The sequence below is a fragment of the Piezobacter thermophilus genome (assembly GCF_055386745.1).
The window spans coordinates 745,082-760,982 of record NZ_AP042380.1 but is presented as its reverse complement, the minus strand read 5'-3'; the positions used below and the strand labels follow the sequence as shown (position 1 = coordinate 760,982).

Below are 15,901 nucleotides of genomic sequence, written 5' to 3'. Positions count from 1 at the left end.
CCGAAACCGCCCGCCCGAGCCCACGCCTCAGCGCACCACCAGCACGAACTGCGTTGCGTGTCGCACCACGCGGGCGGCATTGGGACCGATGAGGTAGTCCTTCATCTCGGGCCGGTGCGCCGTCATCACGATCGCATCGCAACCGCTGGCATCGGCCGCGGCGAGGATCTCGCGATAGACATTGCCGCGGCGCACCTCCGTCCCGGCCAGCATGGCGGCCGGAACATATTCCGCAGCCAGCGCCTTCAGCTCTTCGGCGGCCGACTGCATGGCCTTTTCCGCCTGGTCGGCCGGGAAGAAACTGCCCACCACGGACATGCCGTAATCGGGGATCACTGTCATCAGGTGCAGCCGGCCGCCGTATTTTTCGGCCAGATCCACGGCGACCGGAAGGGCGCGGCGCCGGGGCGGGCGATGGGCGATATCGACCGGGACGAGAATGGACTTAAACATGTGCTTCCTCCGATGTTCAGGCAGCCTGCGCCGCAGACGCTGCAGCGGCCTTGTCCCGCCGGCGCCGTTGCAGGGCGACGACCAGTCCCAGCAGCAGCAGCGCGGGAATGTAGAAGACCTCCTTGGGCATCCTGTCGCGCCGGGTAAGGATCCGTTCGACGATCACCGGATTGTCGGGATTGAACGTGTCGAATTCGCGGTCGAAACGCTCTTTCAGATCCTTGTCCGGGAAGTTCCACGCAAAGCCGTCGAAGATCATCCTGCCATCGGCCTCGTAGGCATTGATGCCGACCGCCAGCAGCCGGTCCTCGCCGCTGCCCTCCTTCGGCCCCAGCACGATCTGGATGTTGGTCTGGGTCAGCTTGTCGGGATTGTCGAAATCCGGTCCGACGATCCTGAGCCGGACGATTTCGCCTTCGGGAAGTTCCTCGAGGATGGCGGCCGTTTCCGCCCCTGGGCGCGCCTCGTAAGGCGGCTCGACCATGTCCAGCCAGAAACCGGGCCGGAACAGGGTGAAGGCCACCAGCAGCAGCACCGCCGATTCCCATATGCGGCTGCGGGTCAAGAACCAGCCCTGCGTGGCCGCCGCGAAAAGCAGCATCGCGACCACCGCGGTGATGAAGACGAACACCGCCTTGACCGGCCCCACGTCGATCAGCAGCAGATCGGTGTTGAAGATGAACAGGAAGGGCAGGAGCGCGGTGCGGATGTCATAGGCAAAGCCCTGGATCCCGGTCCTGATCGGATCGCCGCGCGAAATCGCCGCCGCCGCATAGGCCGCAAGGCCCACGGGCGGGGTGTCGTCGGCCAGGATGCCGAAATAGAACACAAACAGGTGCACGGCCACCAGCGGCACGATCAGCCCGGATTTCGCGCCCAGCGCCACGATCACCGGCGCCATCAGCGACGACACCACCAGGTAGTTGGCCGTGGTCGGCAGCCCCATGCCGAGGATCAGCGACATGATCGCCACCAGGATCAGCATGATCAGAAGATTGCCACCCGAGAGGAACTCGACCAGCTGCCCCACCATGGCGTGGGCTCCGGTCAGGGAAATCGCGCCAACGATGATCCCCGCGGCCGCTGTGGCGATGCCGATGGAAATCATGTTGCGCGCGCCCGAGATCATGCCCTCGACCGTCTCCCGCACACCGCGGGCGAAATTGGCGCCCACATTGCCTTCTCCGCGGAACAGGCCCTTGATCACGTGCTGGGTGGTCGAGATGAAGATCATCGCCAGGCAGGCGTAATATGCCGACAGCGCCGGCGACAGCTTGTCGGGGGTCGGCAGGATCGCCCACAGCAGGATGACGATCGGCAGCAGGAAATAGAGGCCGGTCACGGCGGTCTTGCCCGCCTGCGGCAGTTCGGTGATCGGCGCGTCGGGATCGTCCACCTCCAGATCGGGCACACGCGATGCGATCCAGATCAGCACCAGATAGGCGATCAGCGCCATCAGCGCGGCGGCACCAAAACCGGTTCCCGGCAGGAAGGGGCCGATGAAGATCATCAGGTAGTTGGCCGCCAGGATCAGCAGCGCCACGCCGATGAACCCGCCGATGGTGTTGGCCAGCTTCTGCAGGAAGCCCAGCGACGAGGGCCGCTTCGGCAGGCCCTTGAGGTCCAGCTTGCAGGCCTCGAGATGCACGATGTAGACCAGCGCGATATAGGAAACCAGCGCCGGGATCAGCGCGTGCTTCAGCAGCGTGGTGTAGGGAACCCCGGTAAATTCCGCGATCAGGAAGGCCGCGGCCCCCATCACCGGCGGGGTCAGCTGGCCGTTGGTCGAGGCGGCGACCTCGACCGCACCCGCCTTTTCGGGGGTGAAACCGGTGCGCTTCATCAGCGGGATGGTGAAGGTGCCGGTGGTCACCACATTGGCGATGGACGAGCCCGAATAGAGCCCCGACAGCCCCGAGGCGATCACCGCCGCCTTGGCCGGCCCGCCGCGCAGATGCCCCAGCAGGGCAAAGGCGATCTTGATGAAATAGCCCCCCGCGCCGGCCTTCTCCAGGATTGCCCCGAACAGCACGAACAGGAAGATCATCTGCGTCGAAACCGCCAGCGGCTTGCCGAAGACGCCCTCTTCCTGCATCCAGAAATGCCACATCCCCTTGGTGAACGATGCCCCGCCCCAGTTGCCTCCGCCGATGAAGGCATAGGCCATCAGGATCCCCGCCACCACCACCAGTGGCAGACCCAGCGACCGGTAGACGGCAATCGTCAGAACCGCCAGGCCGATCACCGCGATTGTCATGTCCACGGGGATCTGCGGATCGGAAAAATCTCCGGCCCGGTTGGCGATGTTGGTATCCATCAGGATCATGTAGAGAATGGTGCCCGCGCCCAGGAAAATGAGCCCCCAGTCATAAGCGGGGATATGTTCGCGGCTGGCCCTTTTCCACAGCGGGTAGGACATGATCGCCAGCACCAGCGCGAACACGAGGTGGATCTTGCGGGAAATCGAGAGGTTGCCAATGAACTGAAAGAATTCGATGCCGGTCGCCACGGTCAGGTCGGAAGGCAGGGTCGAGGCGATGTAGAGCTGATAAAGCGCCCAGATGAAACACAGGGCCGGGATCAGCGGCCGCTGCCAACCGGTGGGATTGCGCGCCCCGGTTTCCACCTCAGCAGCAAGGGCCTCTGCCCTGGAAACATTCGCGGCATCAGACATGGTCACCTCCCCTCCATGCCCGGTCCGGGGCATCGTTACGCACGGCTCCGGGCATTCCGGCCGCCTTCAGGCGGTTTCGCAATCGTTTTCATGCACGAGAGGGACCGGCGGGAAACCCGCCGGTCCGGTTCCGGACAGATCGCTTACATCCAGCCCTTTTCCTTGTAGTACTTGATCGCACCCGGATGCAGCGGCGCCGACAGGCTGTCCTTGATCATCTGCTGCGGATCGAGGTTGGCGAAGGCCGGGTGCAGCTTCTTGAACTGGTCGAAGTTCTCGAACACGGCCTTGACCACGGTGTAGACGACATCCTCGGGTACGTCGGCACGGGTCACGAAGGTGGCGCCGACGCCGAAGGTGACGATGTCTTCCTTGTTGTTGTACATACCGGCGGGAATCACGGCCTTGCGGTAGTACGGCGTGTCATTGACCAGCTTCTCGATTTCAGGCGACCAGGCGTTGACCAGGTGCGACGGGCACGAGGCCAGCGTTTCCTGGGTCAGCGCCGAGGGGTGGCCGACCAGCCAGAAATAGGCGTCGATCTTGTTGTCGCACAGCGCCGCCCCGGTTTCGGACGACTTCATCTGCGCCGCCAGGGCCAGGTCCGAACGCTTCCAGCCCATGGTCTTCTCGATCACCTCCCAGGTGCCCAGCGTACCGGAACCGGGGTTGCCGATGTTCACCCGCTTGCCCTTCAGGTCGGTGATGTTCTGGATGCCCGAATCGTCACGCGCGATGATCGTCACCGGCTCGGGGTGAACCGAGAAGACCGCGCGCAGTTCCTTGAACGGGCCCTTCTCGGCGAATTTCGAGGTGCCGTTATAGGCGTGATACTGCCAGTCCGACTGGGCGATGCCGAAGTCCAGCTCGCCCGAGCGGATGGTGTTGATGTTGTAGATCGATCCGCCCGTCGATTCGGCCGAGCAGCGGATGCCCGTTTCCTTGTAGGTCTTGTTGACGAGGCGGCAGATGGCCCCGCCGGTCGGGTAATAGACGCCGGTCACACCGCCGGTGCCGATCGAGATGTAGCGCTGCTCCTGCGCGGTCCCGGCCCCTGCGGTGAGGGCCAGGATTGCGCCGGCTGCGAAGATCTTGGTCAGTTTCATGTCGTTCTCCCTTGTTGGTTCAGGTCAATGAAATCGTTTCCCACTGGATGGCCTGCCCCGGCCGTGGCAGTTCGTCTTTCCCATTTTCAGCCGGGCAGGCCGGAAGGCCGGTCGTCAGAATGCGTGGTCGTTGTCCTCCCTGTCGAGTGAACAGGCCTGGGCAGTGAAACAATTGTCACACCAAACCTGTTCCGGTGCATGTTGCAACGTCTCGAAGGATCAGGCAAGTATGCCGTTGCCTCCGTAAACCATTGCGATTGCGAAACAATCCGAAGAATCGGCTGAAACACCATGTTTCAGAAGCTGCATTCCCGCCTGCATCTTCCCGATCGGGGCAGGACCGGAGCCCGCCGGGACGGGAATCGGCGGGGCCGGGAGTCTCCCGTACGGGACCGCAGGTCGAACGATCCGGCACGCCCGCAAGGCGGGTGCGCGAAGAATTTGGTATCGGTCTGTCGCAAGACGGCCCGTCGCGACATTTCGCGACATTCTGCGACAAGGCCCTTCTTTCACGACCGCCCGGCCATACTAGATGAAAGGCAGAAAGGCGGCTGATCCGGGTCGTCCCTCCGGACGCCGCCGACACCCCGTCCTGCCGGATCCGGCAGCGACCATTCAAGGAGAACCGGAGATGACACCGACAAGACCGACTGCATGGATCGGACGCGTCGCCCGCCGGGCGGCACTGCTGCCGGCGGCGCTGCTGGCCAGCCCGGCGCTGGCCGACCCGAACAAGTATGGCGGCTATGGCGACCACATGATGTGGGGCTATGGCGGTGGCCTGATCGGCGGGCTCTTCATGCTGGTGTTCTGGGGCGCGCTGATCGCGGTCATCGTGCTGGCGGTGCGCTGGCTGAGCGACGGCAGCGGCAGCCAGCGGCGCGGCGGTAGCGGCAGCTCCGACGCGCTGGAGATCCTGCGCCAGCGCCTGGCGCGTGGCGAAATCGATCCCGAGGAATATGCCGCCCGGCGCAAGGTCCTCGAAGAGTAACGCCGGCAATGCGTCCCGTCCCCCGCGTCACCCCGGCCGGGGTGACGCCCCCCGAGCGGGCCTGTCAACCCCCGCAACGGGCATCGGGGCCGGCCCGGTCACAAGACCCCGCGTACGCGCCACAATTCGGGAAACAGCTCGACCTCCAGCATCCTGCGCAGGTAGGGCACGCCGCTGGTGCCGCCGCTGCCGCGCTTGAGCCCGATGACCCGCTCGACCGTGGTCACATGGTTGAAGCGCCAGCGGCGGAAGTAATCCTCCAGATCCACGAGCTTTTCAGCCAGTTCATAGAGATCCCAGAACCGGGCGGTGTCGCGATACACCATCTCCCACGCGCGCTGCACCTGCGGATCGGGGCGATGTGGCTCTCGCGTCCTGAATATCTCCGGGGCGAAATCCGCGCCGGTCCGGACCGACAGCGCCTTCAGCGCGACGTGATACAGGGAAGGATGCGCAAGTTCCTCCTCGAACCGCGCCACCAGGTCGGGGCGGTGTTCGTGAACCTTCATCATCGCCAGGTTCCGGTTGCCCAACGCATATTCGATCAGCCGGTACTGGTACGACTGGAACCCGGATGAGTTGCCCAGCGCTTCGCGAAAGGTGGTGTAGTCGCTGGGCGTCATGGTGCGCAGCACGTCCCAGGCCGAGTTGAGTTGATCGAAAATCCGCGCAACCCGCGACAGCATCTTGAAGGCGGGCCGGAAATCGTCCTGCCCAAGAAGCTTCCGCGCCGCCGCGATCTCGTGCAGCACCAGCCGCATCCACAACTCGCTGGTCTGGTGCTGGATGACGAAGAGCATCTCGTCGTGGGCGTCCGTCAGGGGGTGCTGGGCCGTCAGGACCGCATCAAGATGCAGATAGTCGCCATAGCTCATGTCCTCGCGAAAGGACATCCTGGCGCCATCTTCGGATGGATCGAAAGGCTGGCTCATGGTCTTTCCTCAGTCCAACAGTTCGGTGACAAGCGGGCTGTCGGTGCGGGCCAGGCCGGCAACCACGGTGAAATGGTTGCGCCCCGGTTCATAGAGGTCCTTGACGCCCCGTCCCTGCCAGCATTCCGCGACCAAGCGGTTCTGGCGCAGGAATTCGGGCCGCTCGGCCGTACCGACCCAGAAGGTGACGGCGGCCGCGCCCCGGCGGCGATGCAGGGCGGGGCTTTCGGATGCGGCCTCTTCGGGGGTGAGGCGCAGGATCTCGTTCATCCGTGTTTCCATAAGCGGACGCAGGTCGTGAACGCCGCTGATCGGAACCACCTTTTCCACCCGGTCCAGAACGCCCGCCTGAAGCGGGCTGTCGTCGCAGATCATCCGCGCGACCAGGTGCCCCCCGGCCGAATGCCCGGCCAGGCGCAAAGGCCCCTGCACCCGTTCGGCGGCGAAGGTCACGGCCTGCCCGATCTCGCGGGTGATGTCGGCAATCCGCACCTGCGGCGCCAGCGTATAGCTGGGCACCGCAACCGCCCAGCCATGCGCCAGCGGCCCAGCCGCCAGGTGCGACCAGAAGGACTTGTCGAGCTTGTGCCAGTAACCGCCATGCACGAACACCACCACCCCCCTGGCCGGGCCTTCCGGCCGGAACAGGTCGATCCGGTTGCGCGGGCGCGATCCATAGGCAAGATCCGGATCCACCCGCCCCGACCGCGCCATGTCTTCGCGGAAGAGTTCCGCCTCGCGTGCCCATTGCTGCGGCAGGTCTGCGGATCCCGGCACGTGGCCGGAATTGTCGAAAGCATCGTCCCAGTCGATCATGCTGTCCTCCCTGCGATATCGGGGCACGGCCCGCCCGCCGCGTGGCAGGACAGTAGGGCCGCCCGAAATTTCCTTCAAGCCTGAAATTTCAAGCTTGAAATACACCCGGAGCCGAGTAACCTGACGCAGGCGACGCGCCGTGCCATGTCAATCAGGGGGAACTCTCGCATGTCGAACAAGGTCATCCAACCCGAAGGCTGGGCCAGCCCCAAGGGCTATGCAAACGGCATCCTGTCGCCGGACGGCCACCTGTTCGTTGCCGGTCAGGTCGGATGGAATGCCGATCAGGTCTTCGAGCACCATGACTTCATCGGCCAGATGGAGCAGGCCCTGCGCAACATCCTCGCCGTGGTCGAGGCGGCCGGCGGCGGCCCCGAGCACATCACCCGGCTGACATGGTTCGTGACCGACAAGACCGAATACCTGTCGCGCCAAGCCGAGATCGGCGCCGCCTATCGCCGCGTCATGGGGCGGAATTTTCCGGCCATGTCGCTGGTCGTCGTCGCCGGCCTGGTCGAGGACGGCGCTCTGCTGGAAATCGAGGCGACCGCCGTCATCGCCTGACCCTGCGCCCGATCCGGACGACGACACCGCGTCCTCGCGCACCGGGCTGCCGACGCGCTGGTGGCTCCCCGGCCCGGCATGGCTCCCGCCCTTTGCCGACGTCACCTTCCGCTTCCGGAACCTGCTCGCCGGGGTCGGGCGCGGCACCTGACCATCCGCCTCCCGCCCCCCGCGGGCGCCCCCGGCCGCGTGACCATGTCATGTTTCCAAATCCGATCAGGCGCCTTAGAACGGCAGCATGCTGATCTTCGTCCGACAGTCGCTTGCCTTCATCGCGGTGCCCAAGACGGGCACCACTGCCATCGAAATGGCGCTGCGACCAAAGGCCGACATCGTCTTCGGAAAGCGCCTCAAGCACATCACCGCGCAACGGTTTCATGCCCGCATCGCCCCCTTCCTGGCGGAAACCTTCGACCTGCACCCCGAGCGCTTTGCCGTGATGCGCCACCCGGAAGAACAGATCCGCAGCTGGTACCGCTATCGCCGCCGCGAAGGCATCGAGAGGCGCAAGGTGAGTACCGGCGGCATGAGCTTCAACGAGTTCGTCGAGGCCGTGATCTCGGATGATCCCCCTCCCGTCGCCGGCATCGGCAGCCAGTTGGGCATGCTGACTTCGCCCGAGGGCCACCTTCTGGTCCACCATCTGTTTGCCCATGAACGCCCCCTGAAACTGCGCGCCTTCCTCAACGACCGCTTCGGCGAGGATATCGTGCTGAAGGAAAGGAACGTCTCACCCCCGGTCGAGGCGCCGCTCGACCCGGCGATCCGCGCCAGGCTGCACGCGGCCAGAGAGGCGGAATTCGCGCTTTACGAACGGCTCGTGAAAGCGGACGGATACCTGCGGACGGATCTGCCCTGACGGGGCGGAACCGTCTTTTCATTTCGCCGGGACTGGTCTATAGGCGCAGCTTCACGCGGGGTGACAGCCTTGGAGGGACCCCGCCCAGACATGGAGAAACGACATGGCGACTGAGATTCCAGATCTCGAAGCCCAGGAACGGACGGGGACAGGCAAGGGCGCCGCTCGTCAGGCCCGCCGCGACGGCATGGTTCCGGGCGTTGTATATGGCGGCGGCAAGGATCCGCTGCCGATCCAGATCCCCTTCAACGCGCTGGTCAAGCGCCTGCGCGCCGGGCGGTTCAAATCGACCCTGTTCAACCTCAAGGTCGAAGGACATGACGATGTGCGCGTGATCTGCCGCGACGTGCAGCGCGACGTGGTCAAGGATCTGCCCATCCACATCGACCTGATGCGCCTGCACCGCAATTCCAAGGTCAACCTGTTCATCCCCGTCCAGTTCGACGGCGAGGACTCCTGCCCCGGCCTGCGCAAGGGCGGTGTTCTGACCGTCGTCCGCCCCGAGGTGGAACTGGTGGTCACTGCCGGCAACATCCCGTCCCGGATCACCATCGATCTTTCCCGGCTCGACATCGGTGACTCGGCGACCATCTCGATGGTGGACCTGCCCGAGGGTGCAAAGCCCACCATCGACCGCGATTTCGTGATCGCCACGATCTCGGCCCCGTCCGGCCTGCAGGCCGACACCGAAGAGGGCGAGGAAACGGTGGAAGAGGAAGCTGCCTCCGAAGAATGAGCCCGCGTATCGCGCGTTCACGCGGATCGGGCGGGGCCGTTTGCGGCCCCGCCTTTTCGTTCCGGGACGAGAACGGGCTGGAACACGGGGCGGTTTCAGGGCATCAAGGGGCGCGTCGCGGCCTTGTGGCGAGGTGAGGCATGAAACTCTTTGCGGGTCTGGGCAATCCCGGGGCGAAATACGCCCGCAACCGGCACAATATCGGCTTCATGGCGCTGGACCGGATTGCCGAAGACCACGGCTTCGGCCCCTGGAAAGCCAAGTTCCGCGGCCTTGTCTCGGAAGGTCGCCTGAACGGGGATAAGGTGATCCTTCTCAAACCTCAGACCTTCATGAACCGTTCCGGAGAATCGGTGGGCGAGGCGATGCGCTTTTTCAAGCTGGACCCCGCGGACGTGGTCGTCTTCCATGACGAGCTTGACCTTGCCCCGGGCAAGGTTCGGGTCAAGACCGGCGGGGGCCATGCCGGCCATAACGGGTTGCGATCGATCCATGCCCATATCGGCCCCAACTACGTGCGGGTCCGCCTAGGCATCGGGCATCCCGGCCGAAAGGAAATGGTCACCGGCTATGTTCTCGGCGATTTTGCCAAGGCCGACGGGGACTGGCTGGAAGACGTGCTGCGGGGGGTTTCGGACGGTGCGGGCAGCCTGGCAGCGGGCGACCCTTCGCGGTTCATGAACGCCGTGGCGCTGCGAACGTCGCCGCCCAGATCCTCGGGCGGCGACAAGGGCGGGCCCGCCCCGCGCAAGGGGGCTGAAACGGGCGGAGTTCGGCCCGACGAAGGCAAAAGGCGGCAGACCGGGGAAACAGCGGCACCGGATACACGCACCCCCCTGCAGAAGCTGATGGACAGGTTCCGCTGAACCGCCCGCCTGATCGAGGCGCACCGAAACCTTTCGCAAACCCGCCAAGACCCTGTAGGCTGCGGCCATGGAACCCGAAGCCCCTGTCAATGTCCTGGGTGGCCCGCTGGCCCCCTGTTCGACCGATCCCCTGACCGGATTCTTCCGCGACGGCCATTGCAACACCTGTGCCGCAGACACCGGCAGTCACACGGTCTGCGCGGTGATGACCGACGAATTCCTCGCCTTCTCGAAATACGTGGGAAACGACCTCAGCACGCCGCGGCGGGAATTCGGCTTTGCCGGGCTGGAACCCGGCGATCAATGGTGCCTGTGCGCCGCACGTTTCCTGCAAGCCTTCGACGAGGGCTGCGCGCCGCAAGTGAGGCTGGAAGCCACCCACAGGCGAGCGCTCGAGATCGTGCCGCTGCACGTGCTGCGCGCTCAGGCGCTGCGGCGCGACTGATCCGTCGCCTTTTCCTTTTCACGGTCGCCCAGCTCGTCAAGGATCAGGTCCTCGATGAACAGGCTTAGCAGCTGGGGGCGGCTGCTGACCCCGGCCTTGCGATAGATCGCGTTGGTCTGCGCCTTCACCGTGCCTTCGGAGGTCGCGCGCAGCGACGCGATTTCCTGGATGGACATGCCCTTGAGCGCGAAGAAGGCGACGTCGCGTTCGGCCGGTGTCAGGCCCCACTCGGAGAAGCGCTCCTGCATCAGCTCCATGAAGGCGCCCGACGCGGCGCGCAGCTGGGCCCTGGCCTTTGCCGCATCGCGGATCGAATGACGAACCACGAGCGCGCCGAACACGACCCCCAGAACAAGACCGACCGCCGCGCCGATCTCCATGAATTCGTAGAATTCCCACCGGACCGGCGGGACCGGCAGTTGCAGGACGGAAACGACGATATCCTGAATGAAGAAGGCCGCCGCAGACACTTGCAGGGCAAGCAGGCCGAACAACAGGTACCGATTGGTCATGCGTCGCGCCCGCCCGGCCGGTGATCAGTCATCGCCACCACCGTGGCCTTCTCCTCCGCCACCGCCGCCGGCGCCATCTCCGTCGCCGTCCGAATCGCCGCCATGTCCATCCCCCGGACCGCCGCCGTGGCCATCGCCGGACCCGCCGTCATCGCCGCCATCGTCACCACCGGAATCGCCACTGCCCGAATCCCCGCTACCAGAATCGCCACTGCCGGTATCGCCGCCGTCATCACCGTCTGAATGTCCGCCATGACCGTCGCTGTCGCCGTCATGCCCTTTCCCGGGATCGCCATCGCCGGAATCGTCATCGCCCTGTCTGCCCATGCTGGCCGCCTCGACCGCCGAGGCCCTTTCGCGACCGAAAAGCCCCATCAGCGAAAAGCCGGGCTCGACATCATCCGAGACCGGAGACGAATAGTCCCGCATGATCAGGCCGGTTCTGGGATTGAACACGATTTCGCGGCTGGCCGTCGGACTTTTGGCCACGATCCGCCCACGGCCAAGAAGGGTGCGGCTGATCTCGATCTGAGTGAAGCCCTGTGCACGCAGCTGCGCGGCGATCTTCTCGCCGATCCTGTCGGCCAGTGCCGGCGTCGCCAGCGCCGCCAATGCCAAAGCTGCCATCAATCTTCTGACCATCTCAGCCACCCTTATGCCGGCAACCTGCCCAATGGCAAGCCCCCGGCCCATTCTTCGGAGTGCGGGGCGCCCCGGAAGGCGCCCCTGTTTGTGGTGCTGCGAATGCCGGGATCAGTCGTGCCCGCCTTCGCCGTCACCGTCGCCGCCACCTTCACCGTCGCCGTCACCTTCACCGTCGCCATCACCGTGGCCACCGTCGGAATCGCCGCCGCCGTTGCCGCCATTGCCGCCGCCATTGCCGCCATTGCCGCCACCGTTGCCGCCACCGTTGCCGCCACCGTTACCGCCGCCATTGCCGCCGCCGTTATCGCCGCCGTCATGGCCATCGTCGTCGCCACTGTCGTGACCGCCGTCGTGACCGCTGTCATCACCGCTGTCGTGACCATCGTCATGGCCGTCATCATCGCCCATGCCCATGGTTCCGGTGCCCGTTCCAGTGCCCGTTCCAGTGCCCGTCCCGGTGCCCGTGCCAGTGCCCGTCCCGGTCCCGGTGCCAGTACCAGTCCCGGTCCCGGTGCCAGTGCCCGTCCCGGTCCCGGTGCCAGTGCCCGTCCCGGTCCCGGTGCCCGTCCCGGTACCCGTTCCGGTGTCAGTCCCGGTGCCAGTGCCGGTTCCGTTGTTAGTGTTGGTGTTGTTGGTGTTGGTGGTCATGCCGGCTTCGGCGCGGCTTCCAGAGTCCACCACCGCTGCATTCGTCACCTGTGCACCACCATTCATGGCCTGCTCGGCCAGCGCGCGACCCAAGCCCAGCTGACCCACGGAACTCGGCGTTGCGGCAACCGCCAGACCGGCCGCTCCGCCCATCAACATCGCAATCGCGGAAATAGTGAAAACCTTCTTCATCGCTTCTACTCCATGTTCTGTTCGCTGACGGCATCACTGCGCCGACCACGTGCAGAAAACGACGAAACCCCTGCCCCGGGAATCGGGGATCGGTTTAGATCACCATGGGTAAACGGTTGGGAAAAGGGAATAAACTTGAGTTTATGGGCAGGTATTCATCAACTTTCAGCCGGTAGAGCGGCAATACGGGAGGAAATCCCCACTCCTGCCGCCGACCGGACATGAAAATGCCGACATTCCCCTGCCTCGCATTGCCACCACGAGTCAGCGCCCCGGCCGGGCATGATCGGCCGGCAAACCGACTCAATCCTCCACGTCGCGACCTTCGGTGTCGGACATGTCGAAGCCGAGATATTTCGCCACCGTGTAGATGTCCTTGTCGCCGCGCCCGCACATGTTCATGCAGATGATGTGATCCTTTGGCAGTTCCGGCGCGATCTTCATCACATGCCCCAGCGCATGGCAGGGCTCCAGCGCAGGAATGATGCCCTCGGTCTCGCAACTGAGCTGAAAGGCGGCCAATGCCTCCTTGTCGGTGATCGAGACATACTCGGCGCGCCCGACCTCATGCAACCAGGCATGTTCGGGCCCGATACCGGGATAGTCCAGACCGGCCGAAATCGAATAGCCTTCAAGGATCTGCCCGTCCTCGTCCTGCAGCAGGTAGGTGCGGTTGCCATGCAGCACCCCCGGCCGCCCGCCGGTGAGCGAGGCGCAGTGCTCCATCTTCTCGTTCACGCCGCGCCCCCCCGCCTCGACCCCGATGATATGCACCGATTCGTCGTCGAGGAACGGGTAGAACAGCCCCATGGCGTTCGAGCCGCCGCCGATCGCCGCGATGATGGTGTCGGGCAGCCGCCCTTCGGCCTCGAGCATCTGGGCTTTCGCCTCCTTGCCGATGATCGACTGGAAGTCGCGCACCATTGCCGGATAGGGATGCGGGCCGGCCACGGTGCCAATGCAGTAGAAGGTGTCGCGCACATTGGTCACCCAGTCGCGCAGCGCATCGTTCATCGCATCCTTCAGCGTGCCCCGGCCGCTGGTGACGGGGATCACCTCGGCCCCCAGAAGGCGCATGCGGAACACGTTGGGCGCCTGCCGGCGCACGTCATGGGCGCCCATGTAGACCACGCATTTCAACCCGAACTTGGCACAGACCGTGGCCGTGGCCACGCCATGCTGGCCGGCGCCGGTCTCGGCGATGATGCGGGTCTTGCCCATGCGACGGGCCAGCAGGATCTGCCCCAGCACGTTGTTGATCTTGTGGGCGCCGGTGTGGTTCAGCTCGTCCCGCTTGAAATAGATCTTCGCCCCGCCCAGCCTTTCGGTCAGCCGTTCGGCGAAATAGAGCGGCGAGGGACGGCCCACATAATGCTTCCACAGATCATCCATCTCGGCCCAGAAGGACGGGTCGTCCTTGGCCCGGTCATATTCCTCCTCAAGCGCCAGGATCAGCGGCATGAGCGTTTCCGACACGAACCGCCCGCCGAAGATGCCGAAACGCCCCCGCTCGTCAGGACCGTTCATGAAACTGTTGAAAAGATCGTCGGCCATGGAACCCTCGCGCCCGTTTCCCCTGTCCTAGAACGCCCGACCAGCAAGGGCAAGCAAGGCGTTTCGAAACGCCTTGCCGACGCGGTTTCGAAACCGCGTCTGCCCCGCCATCCCGTCAAGCCGCTTCGAAGCGGCTTGCTCAAGGGCTTTCGAAAGCCCTTGAGAGGTGGGGCGATGGATGGGCAGGGCATTGCAGAAGATGACGAAGTGACCTCCGTTTTCGAGTACCTGGAAGCCGCGACGCTCAATTTCGCGGAGGAAGGCCTCACGCCCGACAAGTCGTTCGACATCGCGCACCTGGCGCTTGACGATGCCGCCGCGCCGGGCTGACGTAGAGGCGAAAATCTGGTTCAACCAAGCCTCAGGGGTCAGATGTTCGGGCAGCCGGGACATGTTCCAACCATGGCGCATGGTGGTTGACGAACGGTTAACCGCGCCGCGCCCCCGTGGCCGCCTCGACGAAGGCGCGGATCAGACCGGCATCCTTCACCCCCGGGGCACTTTCGACCCCCGAGGACACGTCCACCTGCCGTGCCCCAGTGACGCGCACCGCCTCGGCCACGTTGTCCGGCGTCAGCCCGCCGGCCAGCATCCACGGCCGGCGCCAGTATTTCCGCCCCGCCAGCAGCTGCCAGTCGAACATGAGCCCGTTGCCGCCGGGAAGATCGGCGCCTTCTGGTGGTCTGGCGTCGATCAGAAGCTGGTCGGCCACATCCGAGTAAACATCGATCGCCGCCATGTCCGCCGTGCCGGCCACGCCAATCGCCTTCATCACCGGCAAGCCATAACGCGCCTTCACCTCGGCCACGCGCGCGGGGCTTTCCTGCCCGTGCAGCTGCAGCATGTCGATGGGCACCTGCTCCATCAGCCGGTCCAGAAAGGCATCCTCGGCATTCACGGTCAGCGCGACCTTGCACAGCCCCACCGGCACCGCCGCCGCCAGATCGGCCGCCGCCTCGAAAGACAGGTTGCGCGGCGATCTGGCAAAGAACACGAATCCGACATAGCGCGCGCCCGCCTCGGCCGCGGCCTCGACCGTGGCGGCCGTGGTCAGGCCGCAGATCTTGACCCGGATGTCAGAGGACGGCATGGCCCGGCTCAACTCGCCTCGTCCAGAAGGGCCAGGACCTCATCCTTGCCTTCGTGCTCGCGCCTCTTGAGGCGTGAGACCTCGCGCTCCAGCTTGCGCAGCTCGCGCGCCTTCTGCCCGGCATCGCGGCGATGCTTGTATTCGCGCATCCATTCCCAGACGAAGCCGATCACCAGCCCCGCAGCGATACCCGCCAGCACCACGATGAACAGGGGCACCGTAACGTCGGGATTGAAGCCGACCAGATCGGCAAGATCACCGGGCATGAGGCGCAGCGACACCGGGTCGCGATTGGCCAGCGAAACCGAGATCAGCACGACCCCGATCACTGCGAGAAAGGCGTAGCGAACATAACGCATCTAGGCTTTTCCGTTCAGTCGATCCCTGAGCAGCTTGCCGGTCTTGAAGAACGGCACGTGCTTTTCTTCCACATGCACCGTTTCGCCCGTCCTGGGATTGCGACCAATCCGCGCGTCCCGTTTCTTGACCGAGAAGGCCCCGAACCCGCGCAGTTCGACCCTGTCACCGCGCGCCATTGCGTTGGTGACTTCTTCGAACACGGTATTCACGATCCGCTCCACGTCACGCTGGTAAAGGTGAGGGTTCTCTTCGGCAATCTTCTGAATCAGTTCAGACCGGATCATTGGTGGTTATCCTCCCGAGGCAGTCTTCTTCCCTTACTGCTTGTGCCGGGAACTATAGGAATAATCGCGCCGTTCCGAAACCGGAAGTGCAGGAATATCCACGGAATTTTTCCCCTCGCCCGCAATCGGCAGACCCGTCGGCAAGATTTTGCCCGCAACTGCCCCGGGGCAGCG

Annotated in this window: 19 protein-coding genes; 7 read left to right on the top strand and 12 right to left on the bottom strand. The window is 64.7% G+C overall.

All coding sequences use genetic code 11. The features are described 5' to 3' along the window. Positions 1-27 precede the first annotated feature (27 nt). The 3 genes from ACZ5CM_RS03600 to ACZ5CM_RS03590 all read right to left on the bottom strand — a co-directional run bounded on the left by ACZ5CM_RS03600 (position 28) and on the right by ACZ5CM_RS03590 (position 4,233). Positions 28-453, bottom strand: coding sequence for a universal stress protein (locus tag ACZ5CM_RS03600; protein ID WP_464641334.1), 426 nt, complete (start codon positions 451-453; stop codon positions 28-30). Positions 454-469: 16 nt separating this feature from the next. Next, complete coding sequence (locus ACZ5CM_RS03595) at positions 470-3,127, bottom strand: TRAP transporter permease (RefSeq protein ID WP_464641332.1); 2,658 nt, start codon at positions 3,125-3,127, stop codon at positions 470-472. 143 nt (positions 3,128-3,270) lie between these two features. Further along, positions 3,271-4,233 carry a TAXI family TRAP transporter solute-binding subunit gene (locus tag ACZ5CM_RS03590; RefSeq protein WP_464641330.1) on the bottom strand — a complete coding sequence of 321 codons (963 nt, stop codon included), beginning with the start codon at positions 4,231-4,233 and terminating at the stop codon, positions 3,271-3,273. A 631-nt stretch (positions 4,234-4,864) separates the two neighbouring features. Here ACZ5CM_RS03590 and ACZ5CM_RS03585 point away from each other — a divergent pair. Next, positions 4,865-5,224 carry an SHOCT domain-containing protein gene (locus tag ACZ5CM_RS03585; RefSeq protein WP_464641328.1) on the top strand — a complete coding sequence of 120 codons (360 nt, stop codon included), beginning with the start codon at positions 4,865-4,867 and terminating at the stop codon, positions 5,222-5,224. A gap of 98 nt (positions 5,225-5,322) precedes the next feature. On the opposite strand, the gene ACZ5CM_RS03580 is transcribed toward ACZ5CM_RS03585, so the two are convergent. Further along, positions 5,323-6,156 (bottom strand): tryptophan 2,3-dioxygenase, encoded by an 834-nt coding sequence (locus ACZ5CM_RS03580; protein WP_464641327.1) that lies wholly within the window; start codon positions 6,154-6,156, stop codon positions 5,323-5,325. Between the two features lie 9 nt (positions 6,157-6,165). Continuing rightward, entirely contained in the window at positions 6,166-6,972 is an 807-nt protein-coding gene (locus ACZ5CM_RS03575; protein WP_464641325.1) for an alpha/beta hydrolase, read from the bottom strand. 168 nt (positions 6,973-7,140) lie between these two features. On the opposite strand from ACZ5CM_RS03575, the gene ACZ5CM_RS03570 reads away from it, so the two are divergent. From ACZ5CM_RS03570 to ACZ5CM_RS03550, 5 genes are all read left to right on the top strand, one after another. Continuing rightward, on the top strand, positions 7,141-7,536 hold the full coding sequence (locus tag ACZ5CM_RS03570) for a RidA family protein (RefSeq protein WP_464641324.1): 396 nt from the start codon (positions 7,141-7,143) through the stop codon (positions 7,534-7,536). A 238-nt stretch (positions 7,537-7,774) separates the two neighbouring features. After that, complete coding sequence (locus ACZ5CM_RS03565; RefSeq protein WP_464641323.1) at positions 7,775-8,395, top strand: hypothetical protein; 621 nt, start codon at positions 7,775-7,777, stop codon at positions 8,393-8,395. Positions 8,396-8,498: 103 nt separating this feature from the next. Beyond that, positions 8,499-9,131: a 50S ribosomal protein L25/general stress protein Ctc gene (locus ACZ5CM_RS03560; protein WP_464641321.1), complete on the top strand. Its 633-nt coding sequence runs from the start codon at positions 8,499-8,501 to the stop codon at positions 9,129-9,131. A gap of 140 nt (positions 9,132-9,271) precedes the next feature. After that, complete coding sequence (gene pth, locus ACZ5CM_RS03555) at positions 9,272-9,997, top strand: aminoacyl-tRNA hydrolase (RefSeq protein ID WP_464641320.1); 726 nt, start codon at positions 9,272-9,274, stop codon at positions 9,995-9,997. A 67-nt stretch (positions 9,998-10,064) separates the two neighbouring features. Further along, positions 10,065-10,442, top strand: a complete 378-nt coding sequence (locus tag ACZ5CM_RS03550) for a DUF2237 family protein (protein ID WP_464641318.1) — start codon at positions 10,065-10,067, stop codon at positions 10,440-10,442. Here ACZ5CM_RS03550 and ACZ5CM_RS03545 read toward each other — a convergent pair. The 4 genes from ACZ5CM_RS03545 to trpB form a co-directional block, all read right to left on the bottom strand. Beyond that, a complete protein-coding gene (locus ACZ5CM_RS03545; protein WP_464641316.1) occupies positions 10,421-10,954 on the bottom strand; it encodes a helix-turn-helix transcriptional regulator in 534 nt (177 codons plus the stop codon). The two genes, ACZ5CM_RS03550 and ACZ5CM_RS03545, sit on opposite strands and share 22 nt — an antisense overlap. A 24-nt stretch (positions 10,955-10,978) precedes the next feature. Then, on the bottom strand, positions 10,979-11,584 hold the full coding sequence (locus ACZ5CM_RS03540; RefSeq protein ID WP_464641314.1) for a hypothetical protein: 606 nt from the start codon (positions 11,582-11,584) through the stop codon (positions 10,979-10,981). Positions 11,585-11,707: 123 nt separating this feature from the next. Beyond that, positions 11,708-12,439 carry a hypothetical protein gene (locus ACZ5CM_RS03535; protein WP_464641312.1) on the bottom strand — a complete coding sequence of 244 codons (732 nt, stop codon included), beginning with the start codon at positions 12,437-12,439 and terminating at the stop codon, positions 11,708-11,710. Positions 12,440-12,742: 303 nt separating this feature from the next. Then, on the bottom strand, positions 12,743-13,993 hold the full coding sequence (gene trpB / locus ACZ5CM_RS03530) for a tryptophan synthase subunit beta (RefSeq protein WP_464641311.1): 1,251 nt from the start codon (positions 13,991-13,993) through the stop codon (positions 12,743-12,745). 174 nt (positions 13,994-14,167) lie between these two features. Between trpB and ACZ5CM_RS03525 the strand changes: the two genes are divergently transcribed. Beyond that, positions 14,168-14,323 (top strand): hypothetical protein, encoded by a 156-nt coding sequence (locus ACZ5CM_RS03525; RefSeq protein ID WP_464641309.1) that lies wholly within the window; start codon positions 14,168-14,170, stop codon positions 14,321-14,323. 97 nt (positions 14,324-14,420) lie between these two features. Here ACZ5CM_RS03525 and ACZ5CM_RS03520 read toward each other — a convergent pair whose 3' ends face one another. The 3 genes from ACZ5CM_RS03520 to ihfB are packed head-to-tail and all read right to left on the bottom strand — an operon-like array spanning position 14,421 to position 15,727. Then, the gene (locus ACZ5CM_RS03520) at positions 14,421-15,083 is read right to left on the bottom strand and encodes a phosphoribosylanthranilate isomerase (protein WP_464642472.1); all 663 of its coding nucleotides are present in this window, start codon (positions 15,081-15,083) and stop codon (positions 14,421-14,423) included. Positions 15,084-15,091: 8 nt separating this feature from the next. Continuing rightward, the gene (locus ACZ5CM_RS03515) at positions 15,092-15,442 is read right to left on the bottom strand and encodes a lipopolysaccharide assembly protein LapA domain-containing protein (protein ID WP_464641307.1); all 351 of its coding nucleotides are present in this window, start codon (positions 15,440-15,442) and stop codon (positions 15,092-15,094) included. After that, entirely contained in the window at positions 15,443-15,727 is a 285-nt protein-coding gene (ihfB, locus tag ACZ5CM_RS03510; RefSeq protein WP_464641305.1) for an integration host factor subunit beta, read from the bottom strand. Positions 15,728-15,901 lie beyond the last annotated feature (174 nt).

Coding starts and splice junctions, on each gene's coding strand:
- ACZ5CM_RS03600 (WP_464641334.1), bottom strand. CDS start 453: ATGTTTAAGTCCATTCTCGTCCCGGTCGATATCGCCCATCGCCCGCCC.
- ACZ5CM_RS03595 (WP_464641332.1), bottom strand. CDS start 3,127: ATGTCTGATGCCGCGAATGTTTCCAGGGCAGAGGCCCTTGCTGCTGAG.
- ACZ5CM_RS03590 (WP_464641330.1), bottom strand. CDS start 4,233: ATGAAACTGACCAAGATCTTCGCAGCCGGCGCAATCCTGGCCCTCACC.
- ACZ5CM_RS03585 (WP_464641328.1), top strand. CDS start 4,865: ATGACACCGACAAGACCGACTGCATGGATCGGACGCGTCGCCCGCCGG.
- ACZ5CM_RS03580 (WP_464641327.1), bottom strand. CDS start 6,156: ATGAGCCAGCCTTTCGATCCATCCGAAGATGGCGCCAGGATGTCCTTT.
- ACZ5CM_RS03575 (WP_464641325.1), bottom strand. CDS start 6,972: ATGATCGACTGGGACGATGCTTTCGACAATTCCGGCCACGTGCCGGGA.
- ACZ5CM_RS03570 (WP_464641324.1), top strand. CDS start 7,141: ATGTCGAACAAGGTCATCCAACCCGAAGGCTGGGCCAGCCCCAAGGGC.
- ACZ5CM_RS03565 (WP_464641323.1), top strand. CDS start 7,775: ATGCTGATCTTCGTCCGACAGTCGCTTGCCTTCATCGCGGTGCCCAAG.
- ACZ5CM_RS03560 (WP_464641321.1), top strand. CDS start 8,499: ATGGCGACTGAGATTCCAGATCTCGAAGCCCAGGAACGGACGGGGACA.
- pth (WP_464641320.1), top strand. CDS start 9,272: ATGAAACTCTTTGCGGGTCTGGGCAATCCCGGGGCGAAATACGCCCGC.
- ACZ5CM_RS03550 (WP_464641318.1), top strand. CDS start 10,065: ATGGAACCCGAAGCCCCTGTCAATGTCCTGGGTGGCCCGCTGGCCCCC.
- ACZ5CM_RS03545 (WP_464641316.1), bottom strand. CDS start 10,954: ATGACCAATCGGTACCTGTTGTTCGGCCTGCTTGCCCTGCAAGTGTCT.
- ACZ5CM_RS03535 (WP_464641312.1), bottom strand. CDS start 12,439: ATGAAGAAGGTTTTCACTATTTCCGCGATTGCGATGTTGATGGGCGGA.
- trpB (WP_464641311.1), bottom strand. CDS start 13,993: ATGGCCGACGATCTTTTCAACAGTTTCATGAACGGTCCTGACGAGCGG.
- ACZ5CM_RS03525 (WP_464641309.1), top strand. CDS start 14,168: ATGGATGGGCAGGGCATTGCAGAAGATGACGAAGTGACCTCCGTTTTC.
- ACZ5CM_RS03520 (WP_464642472.1), bottom strand. CDS start 15,083: ATGCCGTCCTCTGACATCCGGGTCAAGATCTGCGGCCTGACCACGGCC.
- ACZ5CM_RS03515 (WP_464641307.1), bottom strand. CDS start 15,442: ATGCGTTATGTTCGCTACGCCTTTCTCGCAGTGATCGGGGTCGTGCTG.
- ihfB (WP_464641305.1), bottom strand. CDS start 15,727: ATGATCCGGTCTGAACTGATTCAGAAGATTGCCGAAGAGAACCCTCAC.